Annotated in this window: 14 protein-coding genes; 9 read left to right on the top strand and 5 right to left on the bottom strand. The window is 34.8% G+C overall.

Going from position 1 to position 19,047, the window contains the following annotated elements; all coding sequences use genetic code 11:
- Nucleotide 1: 1 nt before the first annotated feature.
- The gene (locus PI23P_RS04100; protein ID WP_004569481.1) at nucleotides 2–2,254 is read right to left on the bottom strand and encodes an inorganic phosphate transporter; all 2,253 of its coding nucleotides are present in this window, start codon (nucleotides 2,252–2,254) and stop codon (nucleotides 2–4) included.
- An 80-nt stretch (nucleotides 2,255–2,334) separates the two neighbouring features.
- Nucleotides 2,335–3,543, bottom strand: coding sequence for a porin (locus PI23P_RS04105; protein ID WP_004569482.1), 1,209 nt, complete (start codon nucleotides 3,541–3,543; stop codon nucleotides 2,335–2,337).
- A 336-nt stretch (nucleotides 3,544–3,879) separates the two neighbouring features.
- Between PI23P_RS04105 and PI23P_RS04110 the strand changes: the two genes are divergently transcribed.
- Entirely contained in the window at nucleotides 3,880–6,630 is a 2,751-nt protein-coding gene (locus tag PI23P_RS04110) for a TonB-dependent receptor (protein WP_004569483.1), read from the top strand.
- A gap of 129 nt (nucleotides 6,631–6,759) precedes the next feature.
- The gene (locus PI23P_RS04115; RefSeq protein ID WP_004569484.1) at nucleotides 6,760–8,724 is read left to right on the top strand and encodes a beta-helix domain-containing protein; all 1,965 of its coding nucleotides are present in this window, start codon (nucleotides 6,760–6,762) and stop codon (nucleotides 8,722–8,724) included.
- A 125-nt stretch (nucleotides 8,725–8,849) separates the two neighbouring features.
- Here PI23P_RS04115 and PI23P_RS04120 read toward each other — a convergent pair whose 3' ends face one another.
- Nucleotides 8,850–9,167, bottom strand: a complete 318-nt coding sequence (locus tag PI23P_RS04120; protein WP_004569485.1) for a heavy-metal-associated domain-containing protein — start codon at nucleotides 9,165–9,167, stop codon at nucleotides 8,850–8,852.
- 92 nt (nucleotides 9,168–9,259) lie between these two features.
- Here PI23P_RS04120 and PI23P_RS04125 point away from each other — a divergent pair, with 92 nt between their 5' ends.
- Nucleotides 9,260–10,138, top strand: coding sequence for a DMT family transporter (locus tag PI23P_RS04125; RefSeq protein WP_004569486.1), 879 nt, complete (start codon nucleotides 9,260–9,262; stop codon nucleotides 10,136–10,138).
- Between the two features lie 230 nt (nucleotides 10,139–10,368).
- Here PI23P_RS04125 and PI23P_RS04130 read toward each other — a convergent pair whose 3' ends face one another.
- Complete coding sequence (locus tag PI23P_RS04130; protein ID WP_004569487.1) at nucleotides 10,369–12,417, bottom strand: M16 family metallopeptidase; 2,049 nt, start codon at nucleotides 12,415–12,417, stop codon at nucleotides 10,369–10,371.
- A gap of 44 nt (nucleotides 12,418–12,461) precedes the next feature.
- Entirely contained in the window at nucleotides 12,462–13,775 is a 1,314-nt protein-coding gene (locus tag PI23P_RS04135; protein WP_004569488.1) for a M16 family metallopeptidase, read from the bottom strand.
- A gap of 260 nt (nucleotides 13,776–14,035) precedes the next feature.
- Here PI23P_RS04135 and rplU point away from each other — a divergent pair, with 260 nt between their 5' ends.
- The 6 genes from rplU (at nucleotide 14,036) to PI23P_RS04165 (ending at nucleotide 19,024) form a co-directional block, all read left to right on the top strand.
- Nucleotides 14,036–14,536: a 50S ribosomal protein L21 gene (gene rplU / locus PI23P_RS04140; RefSeq protein WP_004569489.1), complete on the top strand. Its 501-nt coding sequence runs from the start codon at nucleotides 14,036–14,038 to the stop codon at nucleotides 14,534–14,536.
- A gap of 29 nt (nucleotides 14,537–14,565) precedes the next feature.
- Nucleotides 14,566–14,826, top strand: a complete 261-nt coding sequence (rpmA, locus tag PI23P_RS04145) for a 50S ribosomal protein L27 (protein WP_004569490.1) — start codon at nucleotides 14,566–14,568, stop codon at nucleotides 14,824–14,826.
- 93 nt (nucleotides 14,827–14,919) lie between these two features.
- Nucleotides 14,920–16,167, top strand: coding sequence for a 3-deoxy-D-manno-octulosonic acid transferase (locus PI23P_RS04150; RefSeq protein WP_004569491.1), 1,248 nt, complete (start codon nucleotides 14,920–14,922; stop codon nucleotides 16,165–16,167).
- Nucleotides 16,168–16,209: 42 nt separating this feature from the next.
- Nucleotides 16,210–17,202, top strand: a complete 993-nt coding sequence (moaA, locus tag PI23P_RS04155) for a GTP 3',8-cyclase MoaA (RefSeq protein ID WP_026288387.1) — start codon at nucleotides 16,210–16,212, stop codon at nucleotides 17,200–17,202.
- 95 nt (nucleotides 17,203–17,297) lie between these two features.
- Entirely contained in the window at nucleotides 17,298–17,834 is a 537-nt protein-coding gene (locus tag PI23P_RS04160; protein WP_004569493.1) for a GRAM domain-containing protein, read from the top strand.
- On the top strand, nucleotides 17,831–19,024 hold the full coding sequence (locus tag PI23P_RS04165; protein ID WP_004569494.1) for a molybdopterin molybdotransferase MoeA: 1,194 nt from the start codon (nucleotides 17,831–17,833) through the stop codon (nucleotides 19,022–19,024). The genes PI23P_RS04160 and PI23P_RS04165 overlap by 4 nt, the downstream gene beginning before the upstream one ends.
- The last annotated feature ends 23 nt before the right edge of the window (nucleotides 19,025–19,047 follow it).

Consider the following 19,047-nt stretch of genomic DNA (forward strand, 5'->3'; position numbering starts at 1 on the left):
TTTAATTGTTTTGTTTTGTACTGAGATAGAACTCTTCATACGTATTTAAAAGACTCATTAAAGCAGAAATTAAATCTTTGGTCTCTAGCAGTAAGCTAAAATAAAGCGTGGTATTTTTTGGACTTGTTTCATCTGTTCTAATTCTTGAGACTTGATTTTCTATAGATAGAGAGACGTTTTTCAACAATTCTTGCTTTTCAACTAGAATTTCACTTAACGTATCAAAAGATCTCTTTTCAAAAACATCCGCAACCTTCAATAACAGATCAGACAATTCTTCATCTATTTGTTTTAGGTCATTTAATTGGCCTTTTTTTAGATTTTTATGATTGTTATTTACATGTTTGTAGCTTGCTCTGGAAATATAACTAATAGATTGTGCTACATCTTGTAAATGTCCTAACACCATTACATAGAACCTACTTGCTTGTACAGATGTTTCATCCAAAGATTTAATAAAGTAAAAAACACCATCTTTTAAAGAGTCAATTTCATCATTTAATTTACCAACATGTTTGTCCGTTTTGCGCAGTTTGTTCAGATCGTGTTTTGCCAAATCATCTACCACATTGGTGTACAATTTGTTTACTCTATTTGCAACTCCAGAAATATGGTCAGCACTTTCTTCAATAACACCGTTAATAGTAATCAACTCGGCTCTTTCTATATACACTTGCTTTTTCTCTTCTTTTGTTTTTCTTCTGTGAATTAAAGTATTTCTACCGATTAAAAAAGCAACTACTGCGAGAAGAATAGGAATCATAACCATGTCCCAACTAATTAAGTATGCAACCAGAGCGGCAGCTAAAAATGCGGTAATAGCCGTAAGAAACCAACCTCCAATTACATTTAAAACACCAGCGACTCTGTATACAGCACTTTCTCTTCCCCAAGCTCTATCTGCTAAAGAAGTTCCCATGGCAACCATAAATGTTACATAGGTCGTAGATAGTGGTAGTTTCATTGATGTTGCAATAGAAATTAAGATACCAGCAACTATTAAATTTACCGCTGCTCTTACTAAATCAAAAGCGGGCAGTTCATATGTTTTGTCTTTTGGTAATGAAATTACTGGTTTGGTAAATTTAGAATCTATGTATGCTAAAGTAGGCGCTGGTACTAAAAACCGAATTCCAGTGTTTATGGTCATTGCAGCCCTTACGGTAACTCTAGACAGCGGATTTGGTTTAAATTTCTCATGTCCATCTCCTTGTCTAGACAAGTCGATCCCTGTTTTAATTACGTTTTTAGCTTTACTAGAAGTCCACAAGGTCACTACCATTACCGCACCAGCGATTAACAATAACCAAACATTAGAAGGTACTTTTTCGGCTAAAATCTCCATAGAGAACGCATCTGCATTCACCCCAGAAACATTCCAAGCTTCATAAGAATTCCAAGCGGCGATAGGCACACCAACAAAGTTTACCAGGTCGTTTCCTGAAAATGCCATGGCTAAAGAAAAGGTACCAATTCCAATAATTAATTTTAAAACATTTACTTTAAAATATTTTATCAATACCTGCGATATGATACTCCAAGCTACAAAACTTCCTGCAATAATTAAAAGTGCTTTTCCTTCAATTAAGTGCTTAATATCTGTATAGAAAGGAGTTCCTTTCATTCCTTTTATAATGATGAAATATGTAATTGCAGTAATTGCAAAACCACCAAATAGCGCGTTGATATAAACGGCTCTTTTTTCAAAATTAAATGAGTAAATTATCCTAGATGCAAACTGAACAATTGCACCAACCGAAAATGCGACGACTACAGATAGCAATATTCCGTTTATAATTTCAACTGCTTTTTTATGATTGATATAGTTCCAGATTTCAGAAAAAGATTGCGAATCATTTGCAGATATTTTTAACAAAGAAATACATACAGCAGCGCCTAACAATTCAAATACAATGGAGACCGTTGTGGAGGTCGGCATTCCTAGAGAGTTAAAGATGTCTAATAAAAGAATGTCTGTAATCATTACTGCCATAAAAATAATCATGATGTCTTGGAACATGAACATTCTAGGGTTAAAAATCCCTTTTCGCGCAACTTCCATCATTCCGCTAGAGGTAATTGCTCCAAAGAACACTCCTAAACTAGCAATGATCATAATATTTCTTACAGAAATTGCCTTAGAGCCAATTGCTGAATTTAAAAAGTTTACAGCATCGTTACTCACTCCTACGACTAAATCTACAATAGCTAATATTGCTAAAGCGACTAACATTAAAATATATGGATCTCCCATTTCAGTTGATTAAATTAAGTTGCGCAAATCTACAAACACCATTAGAGGTGAATGTTATGTTTATGTTATATTTCTTAGTACTAAAAATGAATATCTACTTGCAATCTATAGAGCAGTTGATTCGTTTTAAAACCAATGTCTGTATAGCTTAGATCTGTTTGAACTTTTAATTGATGTCCTGAAATATACTTAGACAATCCTAAAGTATATTGATTTTCGGCGCCTTTTCCAGTAATTACTTTGTCTAAAGAAATATTTGTGTACCGCCCAGAGATTTCGAGCGTTTTAGATAATAAATACCCTGTTTGTAGATTTAAACCATTTCCAACTTGCACGACATCTCCGGTTAAAGAGCCATCAGCATTTTTTGCAAAAGCATCTCCAGCAGTTCTATTTGCAAATTCTGCCATCAAAGAAAAGCCATTGTGCTTGTACATGGCATCTATAAACAAAGTAGCGATGTTCGTTACATAAAATCCCGTGTCATTGGTCATATAAGAACCTTGGTTGCTTCTTGTTTTAGAGGCATTGTTATTGAAGTCATACACAAAGCCTAAGGATAATTTTGGGGAAGGCTCAAACTTTAGGTCACTTCCTTTGTAGTCTCCTTTATTTGCAAAGTCACCGAAAGGGAAAAGTTCTATTCTTGTGGTATATTGATGGCCTCCAATATTTCCAGTGGTGATATTTCTTCCTTCACCTTGGGAGATCGAAAATACTTCTTTTACCAAAAAACGATTTGTAAGTTTGAAATGATGTCTTAGTTGCACCCCCATATCTCTATCAATTGTAAACCGACTGTTTAATAAAGAGCGGTCTACTTGTTGTAAGTTGGCAGATGAGATTACTCGTTCTCGATTTCCTGGAAGTTTGGTTTGTCCAAACCACACAACAAAGTTACCAGAGAAATTCCATTTTAAAACGGCATCTAAAATATACCTTGGGGCATTTCCTGTGTATTTTGAAGCTCCGGACAAATCTCTATTAGACAAGCCAAGTTCTACTTTGTATTTTAGTTTTGGAGAATATGCAAATCCATCAAATTTCAAACGAGAACGTCGAATCATCATAGAGGACGCTGGATTTGAGAGTCCGTGGTGTATTTCCCAATTACTAGTTGCAAGTGTTTGGAAGCGCAGCCCTATTTTCATTGACCATGTGCTGTCTTTTCCGATGAGATTGAAAAGCCCCTTACCAAATTTTTGAGTGTTGGTTTTTTGAGCGTTTGCACTTAGAAAAGCACAAATACACAGCAGTACTGCTGCTTTTTGCAGTGTAGTTGGTTTCATTATTATTATTAGCTTTTGTCGCAGCAAATAAATAACAATAATGTCAGATAAACGGTATGAGAACATTAAAAAACAAAAAACTGCCTTGGCCGAAGGCAGAATGCCCTATAAAATAGTTGACAAAAACTAATATTTTTATAATGACGCTATCTCTTTAAAGATTACTACAAAGATGAAAGTATTCTATCGTTTTTTTGTTGAATTTAAATTAATAAAAGGTTAACAGTTTCTTCAATTTAACCTTAAGTTAATGTTTCTGTAATACAATCATAATTTACTCCTAACACAGAATTAACAATAACACAAGACTTTTGCACTAGAAAATAATCAACAATAATGAAGAAATTTTTATTTATAATTTTTATTATATTCAGTCAAATAGCTATCAGTCAGGATAAAGGAATCTTGAAAGGATTGTTAACTGATAAGGAAGCAAATAATGAGACCTTGCCCTTTGCGAATGTGTTTGTGAAAGGGACTAATATAGGAGCAACTACAGACTTTGACGGAAATTATTCTTTTCAAGTTCCCGAGGGTACCCATATAGTTTCATTTAGTTTTTTAGGATACAAAACAGTTGAAAAAACATTTACCATCGCTTCAGGACAAACAATAATTCTGAATCAAATAATGTCTGCTGAAGAAGGCGTTGCTTTAGATGAGATTGTAATAAAGACATCGATAGGAAAGGAGTCTGCAAATGCACTTTTATTAGAGCAAAAGAAAGCATCTGTTATCATTGAGAGTATTGGAGCGCAAACATTGGCAAAAGTAGGGGTTTCAAATGCAGCAAATGCGACCACTAAAATTGCGGGCGTTACCAAAAGTGAAGGTTCAGGGAGCATCTATATAAGGGGCTTAGGAGACCGCTATTTAGCAACCACGATGAATGGTCTTCCAATTCCCTCTGATGATGTTGAGAATAAAAATATCAATTTAAATTTATTTTCAACCAACATCATAGAAAATGTAGGAATTAGTAAGACGTATAGCACAGGAGGGTATGCCGATCAAGCTTCGGGTAAAGTAAACATAAATTCTAAAGAGTATTCAAAAAAAGGAGTTTCAATCTCCATGTCAGGAGGAGCAAATACAAATGTTGCTGGTCTTTCTGATGATTTTAGAACAACCATTACAAATCAAGATGTTACGATTGGTTTTCACCAAAAACAATTTGCACTGCAAAATCTAATCACTTTACAAGGTTGGGATACGGAAACCCTAGCAACACCAATAAATTTTAATGGGTCTTTCTCAGCGGCAAAGAAATTTGAATTTTTTGGCAAAGAGGTTGCTGTTTTTTTTGCAGGTTCTCACGCTAAAACTTTTGAGTACCAAAAAGGAGTTTTTAGAGCCTATCGGTCTAATGTATTGGATAGGGAGTTTACAGATGTAGAACAATATGCATCCAATGCAAATACCACAGGGTATATCAATGTTCGCCTAAAGCTAAACGACTCTAATAACATCAAATACAATACGCTTTTTGTAAATACGGGTGTCGATAATTTATATGAGCAAGGTAGAAACGGTTTGGGATACGTTTTTGATCAAGACCCTCAAGAGACTGGAGCTTTTGTGCGAGATCAAAATTTTAGACAAACAACTTTGTTTGTCAATCAACTTTTAGGAGAACACAAGTGGAGTGAAAACAACACAGCAAACTGGGCAGGAGGCTTTAATTTCGTTTTGGCAGAAGAGCCAAATAGAATTAGAAATGAAGTAAATATTTTAGAAGTTGCTACGGCTCCAGAAATTCAATATGCACATGTAGGTGATTTTCAGCAACGAAAATCTAGCCAGAAAATTCAGGATACAGAATACAACGCTACGTTCGAAAATAAATGGGCACTTGGTGCAAAAAACGAGAATGATGAGAAGCCGTTCTCCTTAAATTATGGAGTTAACTACAGACATAAAGAGAGAACGTTTAAATCGTTATTTGTAGGTGTAAAGTCAAAAGATTACAGAGCAGCTTCCGTAGATGAATTGTCATCAACATTTACAGCAACAAATTTCAACAATGGGCTTACTTTAAGGTTGAGAGAGGCAGATAGATATGAAGCGACATTAGATATTATGGCCAGTTTTATCAATTTTGATTTCCAAATAAAGGACAAATTTTCGGGTACTTTAGGATTTCGTTTTGAGAGAGATGAAATAAATGTTGTCTGGGATGTTGCTAATTTTGTAGGGAGATTGGGTACTTTAAATAGAACCTATGAAAGTCTCTATCCGAGTGTAAATTTAAAATACGAATTGGCGCAGAATAATTATTTGCGATTTGCAGCGAGTATTACGCAGACATTGCCAGAGTTTAAGGAATTAGCACCTTTTGAATATGTGTCTCCAACAGGGCGTGTTACCAAAGGAAATCCAGATTTACAAAAATCAGAAATTTATAATTTTGATTTAAAATACGAGCTTTTTCCTCAGAGAGGACAACTTTTTTCTCTAGCAGGTTTTTACAAGCAAATTAATGATCCCATTAACTTATCTCAGACAAGGGGTTCTTCGGGATATTTTATCTATTCAAATACTGGAGAAAAAGCAAATGTATATGGAGTTGAGTTCGAAGCAAAAACCGATTTATTAAAAAATTCAGAAGATGAAAGTATTTTTAATATTACGGGGAATATAACCAAGATGTGGCTTGAGCAGGATTTATTAGCAGATTTTCAATACAAAGACATTACAAAATCGAGCTTGCAGGGAGCTTCTGATTTTATTGCAAATACTTCTTTAAGTTATTCCAATCAAAAACAAAAAGAGTTGACAGCAACTGTAACGGGAAATTATTCGTCAGACAAAATTTTTGCGTTAGGGTCTCCCGAAGATTTTGCAAATAGTGCTGCTTTGTATAATGATGAGATTATAGAAAAAGGATTTGTATCCTTAGATTTTGTGGTTCGTAAAAAACTATCAGAAAACATATTGTTAAAGTTTGTAGGTAGAAACCTTTTGAACCCAGAAATAAGACAAACTCAAAAAGTAAGAAATCTAATTACAAACATAGAAACCAACGAGACAGTTTCTGCTTATCATAAAGGAAGCCAATTGACATTTAGTATTAAATATACATTCTAGGGAATTAACGATTACTTAACAAAAGAGGGTAAAGTTGCTGAAACCTAACATACTATTAATATTTAGATAAAGAAGATTCAACAATAAGATAGCAACTTTGCTTGAAATTAATAATCATACTAAACTAAAATGAAAAAATCAGTTTCTAAAATTTTAAACATTGTAGCTTTTTCTTTAGCTATTGTATCATTCACAAATTGTGGTAGTGAAGAGCCTTCTATTATTATAGAAGAGCCTGCTTCGGAAGTAATAGGGAATTTAAATTCTGGAATTATGAATGGAAATCTCGATGAAGATTATACATTAAATTCAAACCAAATTTATAATTTAAATGGTTCTTTTATTGTGGAGTCAGGAGCTACGTTAACAATCCCTGCGGGAACAACAATTCAAGCTCTTAACGGAGGAACAAGTGTTTATATCGCAGTTCTCAAGGGAGCTAAAATTAACATAGAAGGAACCGAATCTCGTCCGGTAAATATGTCATCTGCTGCGGGAGATTCAGGAGATTGGGGAGGGTTAACCATTTGTGGAGACGCATCAACAACTGCAGGCGCAAATGCAGAAGCAGAAGTTGGTGGATTCATTTATGGAGGTTCAAATGATGCAGACAATTCTGGAGCTATTAATTATTTAATAATTAAAGGAACAGGAGCACAAATAAATTCAGAATCACAGTACAATGGTATTTCTTTTTACGGAGTTGGTTCTGGAACGACAATTAGCAACATTGCTGTAATTAACGGTTCAGATGACGGTGTTGAATTTTTTGGAGGAACGGTATCCGCAACAAATTTATTCTTAGAAAATAATGAAGATGATTCTGTAGATTGGACAGAAGGCTGGAACGGAACCATAACAAATACATACATTACGCACACAAATTCAGGATTTTCAACAGTTTTTGAAGGAGATAAAGCAAATGGAAATCCCAAGTTTGACAATGTTACTGCAGTGTCAACTGTTGGAGGTACAGCGCTACAGTTTAAAAAACAATCTGGTGCTACAATAACAGGGTTGTCTTTGACAGGTTATGATATATCTATCGACATGAAAGATGATGGAGCTTTAGCGAACGTTCTTATTGACGGTGCTGCTGCGAATCCTTTATTGTCTTACACAAATGCACAAACAGTGAGTGCCGCAGATTTTATGTGGGTAAATTCAAGTACAGCGATTCCAACATCGGTATTACAGGGCGCAATTACTGGAAAAGTTACTTTAGATGCTGCTGTTAAATACAATTTGAATTCTTCTTATATTGTGGAAGCTGGAGGTGAATTAGTCATTCCTGCAGGAACAAAAATTGAGGCGAGAGATGGAGGCACCGGTGTATTCATCGCGGTTTTAAAAGGTGGAAAAATTGACATTCAAGGGACCGAAAATAATCCTGTTGTAATTTCCTCGGCTTCAGCTATTTCTGGAGATTGGGGAGGTCTAACAATCTGTGGAGATGCAACAACAACTGCAGGTGAAGATGCAGTAGCAGAGGTTGGTGGTTTTATCTACGGAGGAACCAATGATGCGGACAATTCTGGATCTGTTACTTATTTAGTGATTAAAGGAACAGGCGCACAAATTAATGCGGATTCTCAGTACAACGGAATTTCGTTATACGGGGTTGGATCTGGAACTACCATAGAAAATATCTCGGTAATTAATGGTGCTGACGACGGTATAGAATTTTTTGGAGGCACGGTTTCTGCAACAAATATCTATTTAGAAAATAACGAAGATGATGCTGTGGATTGGACCGAAGGATGGAATGGAACAGTAACGAATACTTATATTTCTCACACAGTTTCTGGTTTTTCTACTGCTTTTGAGGGGGACAAGAATAATGGGAATCCAAAATTTATAAACTTAACAGCTATTTCTACAGCAGGTGGTACTGGCTTGCAGTTTAAAAAGACTTCAGGTGCAACCATTACAAATATATGGTTGGAAGGGTATGAAAAGAACATCGATATGAAAGACGGAGGTCCTTTAGAAAATGTAATTATAGACGGTGTTGCTGCTTCTACAACTGCAGAATATAAAACAGGAACTAAAGTTGCTGTTGCAGCTTGGACTTGGAAAAGTGCAGGTTTATAACAGCACTCATCATTGAGTAGGAAAAAGTAAAAAGCAGGCGATACGCCTGCTTTTTACTTTTGTATTCTCTTTAAAATCGGTTTTATTTTACAAGTACTACAAAATAACTACAGATCGAAATGCTATTATTTCAATTGGTTTTCAGTTGCTTTGTATAAAGCACCGCCAGCAATTCCATTTATGTATCCAATTAATTCTTTTTTAGAGGTGGTGTTTGCATCAAAATCAATAGTGGCAATGCTGTCTTTAAAAACCACTTTTGCATCTAAAACACCTTCTTTTTTAGAGAGTTTCGCTTGAATTGTTTTTGCACAGCCAATCTCGCAAGTCATGCCCGAAATAGCTAGGGAAACTTTTTCTTTTTTTGGTACTTTATTTTCTTTGCAACCTGTTAAGACGAAACAGGCAATTGCGACTGATAAAAATATTTTTTTAAGTGTCATAATTTTGAACGATTAAATGATTGTACAAATTTATTAATAATCGCGTTGATATTTCAATAAATAGAAGACTTTTGCAATTCGAATTAATATCTATGAAAGATCAGCAGGAAAAATGGCTCTATTTTACGATACTCTGCCTTGTTTGGGGGAGTTCTTTTATTTTAATGAAAAAGGCTTTATTGGGCGTGACCCCGATTCAATTAGGTGCGCTAAGAATGATATTTACTGCTGTTTTTTTACTCTTAGTGGCATTTCCCTCGTTAAAGAAAATTAAAAAGAAACATTATAAATATATTTGTTACACTGCGATTTCTGGGACTTTTATTCCAGGGTTTTTATTTGCTTTTGCCATTACCAATATCGACAGCTCTATTGTGGCGATACTCAACTCACTGACACCTTTTAATACCTTGATTTTTGGTGCGTTAATTTTTGGATTTGCTTTTAAAAGAAGACAGTTATACGGTATATTAGTTGGTTTGGTTGGAACTTTACTACTCATCTTAAAAGGTGCAGATTTAAATCCAAATCAGAACTATTGGTATGCTGTGTTTATAATTATAGGGTCTGTTGGGTATGCGCTTAATGCAAACATGATTAAAAAATATTTAAACGATTTAAATGCGCTTTCTATTGTAACGGGTAATTTTCTATTGTTGTTGGTTCCTGCAATTATTGTTCTAAGTTGCACAGATTTCTTTAGTACTTTCGACTTAAAAAATGAGGTATTTGTGCAATCTTTGGGATACATTGCAATTTTATCGATTGTTGGTACCAGCATTGCAAAGACCATTTATAATAAATTAGTACATATTTCAGATCCTGTTTTTTCATCTTCTGTAACCTATGTAATTCCATTAGTGGCTGTGTTTTGGGGAGTTCTAGATGGTGAAAAACTAAGTCTGCTTCAAATAATTGGAGGTCTTATTATTCTCCTTGGTGTTTACTTGGTGAATAAGAAAAAGAAGTAAAAGCAATGACCTATTTTTCGTGCTTCGTTTTCAGTAGTTCGGGGAATCTTCAACCGTTAAAACATACCCTATGGTGTATCGTTCCGATCGAGTTTTTTACATGAATGAAACAGCGCGTCTAGTAGAGCATTCGTAAGCCGTGGTATTCTTATTCAAATTTATTGCAACAAAAAAAAGGGTCAAAACGTACTGTCTTGACCCTTGACTTTAAAAAAGTATTTTTATTTTAATTATTCAAAATCTGCATCAGAAACTCCTTCATTCACTTTAATTTCTTTGACAACGAAATCTAAGTTCATCGGACCTGATTTTATACCGATGGAGTAAGGAAACTTAACCCCATCGACTTCTTTATAATTTGAGAATACAGTGGGTATTTTTACTTCTTGGCCGTCTGGTGTTTTTTCGGTTTTCACTTCTTTCACTTTTAGCCCAGAAGTCATGTCATAATACACCTCGGTATCATTAAATTTTAAAACAATAGCATTCTTTCCTTCTAGAGGTTCAATTCGGAGCAATTCTCCAGAGCTGTATTCTAGGTCATTGAAAATCGCATTTCCCGATTTTGCTTCGTTCACCTGCGCTTCAGTCATGTCTTTCTTCTGACCTCTTGCATTGGTGTATCCTATAGATCCATTAAAAACAGTTTTTTGCATACTATTACCCATCACAGAAATCTCTTGCGAAGTTTTGTTCGGCGCAGCAGCTTTCATGGTCATTACTAAAGGAGTCCCTTGAATGGTAGCATTTGCTGTCATGATGGTAGTTTTAACTGCCATCACCTTATCCTTACCTCCAATAGCAGCGATGTATTTATCAACAATAGAGGATGCCGTCATTCCCTCTGGAATTGGCAATGTCATTGCTGGCTTTTGCGTTGGGTTTCCTTCTACATCAAAATAATTAATTACATAATCTGTTTTCTCTAGATTGGCAAGTACATCAATTCCTTTTCCAGTAATAATAATTCGAGCTTTATCGCTTGTAAAATAAGTAATAGCAGCATTTTGAACTTCTTCTAAGGTGACTGCTTTAATCTTTTGGATGTAGCTTTCGTAAAAGTTTGCTGGTAAATTATACCGTTCAATATTCAAAGCAAAATTAGCAACGGTTCTCGGCTTTTGAACATCCATTACAAAACTACCAATATAAGATTCTTTGGCGTTTTCAAGTTCCTCTGCACTTACTGTTTGGTACCTAATTTTATTAATTTCTTTTTGTAATTCTACAACAGAACTATCTGTTACCATATTTCGAACGCTAGCACTTGCTCTAAAGGTTCCTACATATTTACTTTGGCTAAGACTAGAGTAAGACCCATAAGTATATCCTTTGTCTTCTCTAAGATTCATAAACAAACGTGCTGTTCCACCGCCACCTAAAATTTTATTAGCTAACAAAGCAGCATAATAATCGGCATCTCCTAAAGTTATGTCTACTGTATTGATAATTGCAATTTCAGACTGCACAGCATTATCCATATTTATAAAGTCAATTTCTGCAGTTGCGATCGTTGTAATCTCAGGCATGGTATACGAAGGAATTTCTCCAGCTTTCCAATCTGCAAACAAGCTTTTTACAAGTTTTTTTGTTTCTTTAATATCGATGTCTCCTTCGACTACTAAAATTGCGTTGTTCGGTTTTAAGTAAGTATTGTAATTATTTTCTACATCAGCTAAGGTGATTTTTTTCACACTCTCTTTTGAAGTAAATTCGCCAAAAGGGTGATTTCTACCATAGGTTAAAACATTTTCTACTCTTCTTGCAACACTGGTAACACTCTTTTCGTTAGATTTTAATCCATCCAAAGAAAGTTGCACCTCTTTGTCAAATTCTTCTTGGGTAAATGTTGCATTTTTGATTCCGTCTGCCATAAGACTAAGAATTTCAGGAAAATATTTTTCTAAAGAAGAAGCAAAACCTCCAGCGCTATAGAAACTGATATTTGCTCCTAAAAAATCAACTTTTTCATTGAATTCGTCTTTGGTTATGTTCGCGGTACCGCGTCCTAGTAGACTTCCCATCATACCTGAAACTCCTGCAATTTCACCTTCAAAATAAGGAGTATTGTCAATGGACAAGTTTGCGGAAACTCTTGGTAATTTGTGGTTTTCTACCAAAATTACTTTTAAGCCATTAGACATGTTGAACTTTACAGGCACTCCTAGTTTTATAACTGGATCTGGACCTGCCTTTGGTATTGTACTTCTATCGATCTGTGCATTTGAACTAATTGTTGCTACAAAAAGTACAATGAATGCTAAAATTTTTGTTTTCATAATTTGTATCTTATTTTAAAAAATCCTTCAACGGTTTAATTATATTATTTTTTTTCAGGTAAATATTCTAAGATCAATCGCTGATTAGGATTTAGATATTTTTTTGCTACCGCTTGAATTTCTTCTCTTGTGATAGATCTGTAGATGTCAATTTCTGAATTAATTAAATTTGTATCGCCATATAGCACATGGTAACGCGCTAAAGAATTTGCAACACCTTCTACACTTGAATTGGAGTTGACATAATTATTTTCAAACTGATTCTGTAATTTTTGATAAGACCGCTCAGAAATTAATTCTGTTTGCATGATTCCAATCTCTTCGTCAATTTCTTTGATCAGGTCGTCTAGTTTTGTTTCTCCTTGAGGTAGGCCGTATAAAATATACGTTCCGTAGTCTTCCTGGCTTGCGTTGATTGCACCTGCCTGAATTGCCATTTTTTTAGTATCGACTAGTTTTTTATAAAGTACAGAACTTTTACCTGTACTTAAATAAGAGGAAATCATATCTAAAACACGGGAGTCCTTTGTTTTCATTGAAGGAGTTCTGTAGGCAGCCATGATTGCTGGAATTTGAATGTTTGGATCATATCCTTTGGCATTCATTGTTTCGGTAATAGGCTCTTCTTGAGGAAAACTCTTTTCGATTTCAGCACCTCTTGGGATCGGACCAAAATAGTCTTCAATCATTATTTTTGCAGAAGCAATGTCAATGTCGCCCGCAACTACAAGTGTTGCATTATTTGGGACGTAGAATTTTTTGTTAAAAGCAAGAAACTCTTCTAAAGTAGCGGCATCTAAATCTGCCATTTTACCAATAGTAGTTCCTTTGTATGGGTGTTTTTTAAAGATGTTTTCTTTTACAAACTCTAAAAAACGAGAATAAGGCTGGTTGTCTACACGCAATCTTTTTTCTTCTTTGACAACTTCATTTTGTGTATCCACACCATCTTGTCCAATAATCGGGTGCAACAAACGCTCAGATTCCATCCAGAGGCCTAGTTCTAGTTTATTCGACGGAAATATTTCATAATAGTAGGTTCTATCATCTGTAGTATTGGCGTTATTTTTTCCACCGTTCGATGAAACCAATTTGAACCATTCGCCTTTTCCAATGTTTTTTGTGCCCTCAAACAATAAATGTTCAAAGAAATGTGCCATTCCTGTTCTTCCTGGTTGTTCATCTTTTGCACCTACATGGTACATTACAGAGGTTACCACTACCGGGGCAGCCGTATCTTTGTGTAAAATAACGTGCATGCCGTTGTCTAAATCATACTCTTGAAAATCAACTTTTTGGGCATTAGAATAAAATGCAACAAATAGTGCTGAAGCAAGTGTTAAAATACTTTTTTTCATTTTTTCATTTTTTTAATTAATATTCAATTTTTTATTTGACGCTTTAGAATAGAATTTGTTACAAGGTTTAACAAAAAGGGTCAAACCAAAAATAGTGAGAATCTAATGAAAGTAATAATAGAAAGCCTTTTTTTTAATAGGAGTCTTGTTTACTTGTTTTTGTTGACCGTGTTGTGGCTTTCTAAAAAAGATGTATATTTGCATTCTCATTTTCAGTAGAGAAAATGGTATAACTAGTAATAATAAGCAAAACAAATAGTATGTACGCAATCGTAGAGATAGCAGGGCAGCAGTTTAAAGTTGCAAAAGACCAAAAAGTATACGTTCATCGTTTACCAGGAGAGGCAGGATCAAAAGTTACTTTTGATAATGTTTTCTTATTGGATGACAATGGAAATGTGTCTGTTGGCGCCCCAGCTATAGAAGGAGCATCAGTATCAGCTCAAATTTTAAGTCATCTGAAAGGAAACAAGGTAATTGTTTTCAAAAAGAAAAGAAGAAAAGGGTACATTAAGAAAAATGGTCATAGGCAAGCTCTAACAGAGATTCTAATCGAATCTATTGCAGCTTCAGGCTCTAAAAAAACGGCTTCGAAAGCAGTAGCTTCAGAAAAAGTAGAAGTGAAGGTGGCAGCACCAGCAGCATCTAGCGATTTTAGTGCAATGACTGTATCTGAGTTAAAAGCTTTAGCTAAAGAACAAGGTATCGCGGGATATACTTCTTTAAAGAAAGCCGAGTTAATAGACGCTTTAACTAAATAAGAATTTACAAATTTTAAAACCATAACATCATGGCACATAAAAAAGGAGTAGGAAGTTCGAAGAATGGTAGAGAATCAGAATCGAAACGACTAGGAGTAAAAATATTTGGAGGACAAGCTGCAATTGCAGGGAATATCATTGTTCGTCAAAGAGGTACAACACACAACCCAGGAGAAAACGTTTACATGGGTAAAGATCACACTTTACATGCAAGAGTTGATGGATTAGTTGAGTTTAGAAAGAAAAAAGACAACAGGTCTTATGTTTCTATCACCCCTTTTGAAGCTTAGTAATTTAAGTTTTATAAAATATTAAAAAGCACTAACATTTATTTGTCAGTGCTTTTTTTCGTTTAGAACTTTCCGTTTTGTACTTTTACTCGTATGAAAATTGTCTATAATTTCGTGGTTTTTTTAGCAGCAACCACTTTGCCCCTAATAGCTTTGTTCAGTAAAAAAATTAAATTTTTTGTTGCGGGAAGAAGGGAGACTTTTACTAAAATAGCAGTACTTAAAAACCAAAAAACAATTTGGTTTCATGCTGCTTCTTTAGGTGAGTTTGAGCAGGCAAGACCGATTATCGAGGAATTAAAACACCACTACAAAAAACATAAAATTTTAGTTACTTTTTTCTCCCCTTCTGGTTATGAAGTGAGGAAGAATTATCCATTGGCAGACGTGGTTTGCTATCTTCCTTTAGATGCGCGTAATAATGCGAGAAAATTTATTAAAGAAGTGAATCCCGACTTGGCTGTGTTTATAAAATACGAGTTTTGGCCAAACCTTTTAAAAGAGCTTAAAAAGAAAGAAATTAAAACCATTTTGGTTTCCGGTATTTTGCGAAAAGAACATTTATTCTTTAAAAGTTATGGTGCTTTTATGAGGAAGTCTTTAACGGCCTTTGATCACTTCTTTGTCCAAGACAGTACTTCTAAAACGCTGTTAAAGTCTATTGGATTTAAAAATGTAACCGTCGCTGGAGATACGCGATTTGATCGCGTGTCTGAGATTTTAAAACAAGACAATTTTTTGGATTTCATTCAGGAGTTTAAAGATAATAGGTATACAACTGTCGCTGGAAGCACTTGGAAAGAGGACGAGGCATTCTTTATACACTACATCAATTCCCAAGCAACAGCAGCAGAAAAATTTATCATAGCACCTCACAATATTAAAAGTGACGGCATTGCAGACTTGCGTGCTCAGATTGATACAAAGACAATTTTATATTCAGAATTTAAGCAGGCTCAATTTGTGGGTGACTTGAAGAGTTACCAAGTTTTTATTATAGATACAATTGGTCTTTTAACCAAAATTTATGCTGCTGCAGATGTGGCATATGTTGGTGGAGCTCTAAAAACCGGATTGCACAACATTCTAGAGCCCGCAACTTTTGGGATTCCTGTAGTTATTGGGCATACATTTGACAAATTCAAAGAAGCAGTGGATTTAGTAAAAATAGGAGGTTGTATTTCTGTAAAAAATCAAGATGAATTTACGGAGAGCTTTCTTCATTTAAGAGAAGATATCCATTTTAGAAATCAAACAGGAGTCATCAATAAGAGATATATCGAAGCCCATCTCGGAGCGACAAAATTAGTAATGAACTATATAAGAACGGTTGTAAACTAAGGACAGTTTAGAAATCGTAAAACCTTAAAATCACCCTACTGAATGCATAAATTAAAAGATAATTTTGGGAGACAAATGGAATATGTCCGTTTAGCAGTTACAGATCGTTGTAACCTGCGTTGTCAATACTGTATGCCTGCACAAGGAATCGATATTGTACCAAGACAAGAGCTGTTAACTTTTAAAGAAATGTATCGTTTAATTCGTGTTTTAACCGAGCTGGGTGTTCAGAAAGTACGGTTAACTGGCGGGGAGCCTTTTGTGCGGAAAGATTTTGTTGGGTTCTTAGAAATGTTGTCTCATAATGATTTGCTAGAAGCCATCAATATTACAACAAACGGTGCTTTGATTTCTCAGCACATTGATCGGATTGAAAAACTGGGAAAAGTAAAAGATATCAACTTGAGTATTGACAGTTTAAACAGAGAGAAATTTGCCAAAATTACGAGAAGAGATGCTTTTGCTGAAGTGTACAAAACATTGGAATTGCTTGAACAAAGTAGTTTAAATTTAAAATTAAATGTCGTCGTGCAATCTGGTATTAATACGGATGAGATCGTCGATTTCGTTCGATTTACGAAAGACAAAAAACTGGCTGTACGCTTTATAGAGGAAATGCCTTTTAACGGAAAAGGACAACGTAAAATGGAAGAAAATTGGACGTTTAACAAAATTTTAAACGAGATTAAAACCGAATTTGATGTCAAAGACATCATCTCAGAAAAATCTTCCACTTCAAGAAATTATGCAATTGACAACCATCTAGGAACCGTTGGAATTATTCCGGCGTTTACAAGGACTATTTGCAACAATTGCAATCGCATTAGAATCACAAGCACAGGAACTTTTAAGAATTGTCTGTTTGATGACGGTGTTTTTAATTTGCGTGATTTTATTAGAAAAGGCGCTTCTAACGACGATTTAAAAGAACTCTTTTTGTCTTTAGTAAAAGAGAAGCCAGAGAATGGTTTTATCGCAGAAGCAAACCGTCAAGATGGCGGTGCTTCTGAAAGTATGAGTACTATTGGAGGCTAAATTTTATCTCAATTTTACCTCCCTCAGGAAACATTATTTTCTTTTCAGCGCAGGACTATTTATTTTTAGAAAATTAAATAACAGAAGAATCAAATATGAAGGAAGGGTTTAAAATAGAATTTAGTTGGAAACAAATAACTTTTCTTGTAATTTTTTCAACCGCTACCTATGGTTTAATTGTGTATTTAATGGGTTCTGATGAAAGTGTAAAGACCATCGCTTTTCAAGCTATAATTTGGGGCGTTTTATTTAATCTGTTTTTTGTTCTATTATTTCCTTGGTTTATGAAAAAACTGCTTGGAAAACGTATTGATAATATAGTTCCAAAACTTCTTGAAAACGAAAAAGTAGAAGCGGAAATTCTTGCGAGTTTATTTCGAAAAGTAGAAGTAGTTGGAGGTAAAATATTTTTCACGAACCAAAGATTAATTTTTAAAACTCATTCTTTGAATTTTCAGAAAGGTCAAACGAACATTGAGTACATTCAAATTCAGAATATTGAAAAAAGAAAAACAATTAAAATTGTTGACAATGGAATAAAAATAACAACGAAAGAAGGGAAGCAGTATTCTTTTCTAGTAAATGACAGAGATGTTCAAATTCAAAAAATTAAAAATAAATTCGTTGAATGATTTCAGTAGAAAAAGCTTTGCAAATAGTATTAAATTCAACCCAACGTTTCGGTGTTGAAGAGATTCCGTTTCTAAAATCTGTAGGCAGGGTTTTAAAAGAAGAGGTTCTTGCAGATAGAGATTTCCCACCATTTAACAGGGTTGCTATGGACGGAATTGCAATTGATTTTTTTCAATTTAAGAAGGGGCAAAGAGCATTCACGATCGCAGGAATTCAAGCTGCAGGAAGTGTGCAAATTACGCTTCAAAATCCTCTAGGCTGCATGGAAGTTATGACGGGTGCCGTGCTTCCTAACAACACGAATACAGTCATTAGATATGAAGATGTAATGCTTGAAAACGGAATAGCAACGATAACTATTGAGGCTATCGTGGAAGGGCAGAACGTGCATGCAAGATCAAAAGATGGGAGGTGTGGAGATTTATTAATACATAAAAACACAGTATTATCTGCAGCCGAAATTGGTGTTTTAGCAACGGTTGGAAAATCGTTTGTAAAAGTGGCTAAGCAACCCAAAGTAATGATTGTTTCTACTGGAGATGAATTGGTGGGGGTTGCTGAAATTCCGTTAGAGCATCAAATTAGACGGAGCAATGTGTTCACCTTGGTTTCTTTGTTAGAGAGACTCCATATTTCGTCCAAAACCGCCCATATTACAGATGACAAATCAATTTTAAAGTCTAAAATAAAAAGCTATTTAAAAGCATATGATGTGTTGCTTTTTAGTGGTGCAGTGAGTAAAGGTAAATATGATTTTTTGCCAGAGGTTTTTGAAGAATTAGGTGTTGAAAAATTATTTCACAAAGTCGCACAGAGGCCAGGAAAACCTTTTTTCTATGGACAGACGAATACGTGTAGCGTGTTCGGATTCCCTGGGAATCCCATTTCTACATTTGTAAACTGTTTGGTATATTTTTATCCTTGGTATCAAAAATCCGTAGGATTCGAAGTTGAGGAAGAAACGGCTGTTTTAGGAGAGGACGTGCATTTTAGACCAAATTTAACCTATTTTTTACAAGTAAAATTAGAAAATAAAAAGGGTCGTATTGTGGCTTCTCCAATTTCAGGAAATGGTTCCGGAGACTTGGCGAGTCTGGTAAATACAGATGCGTTTATTCAATTTCCAGACGATAAAAGCGAGTTGAAAAAAGGAGAAATTTTTAAGATAATTAGATACCGTAAATTTTAGTTTAAGACTGCGTAAAGTTAAAT

The sequence above is a fragment of the Polaribacter irgensii 23-P genome (assembly GCF_000153225.1).
In the GTDB taxonomy this organism is placed as follows: domain Bacteria; phylum Bacteroidota; class Bacteroidia; order Flavobacteriales; family Flavobacteriaceae; genus Polaribacter; species Polaribacter irgensii.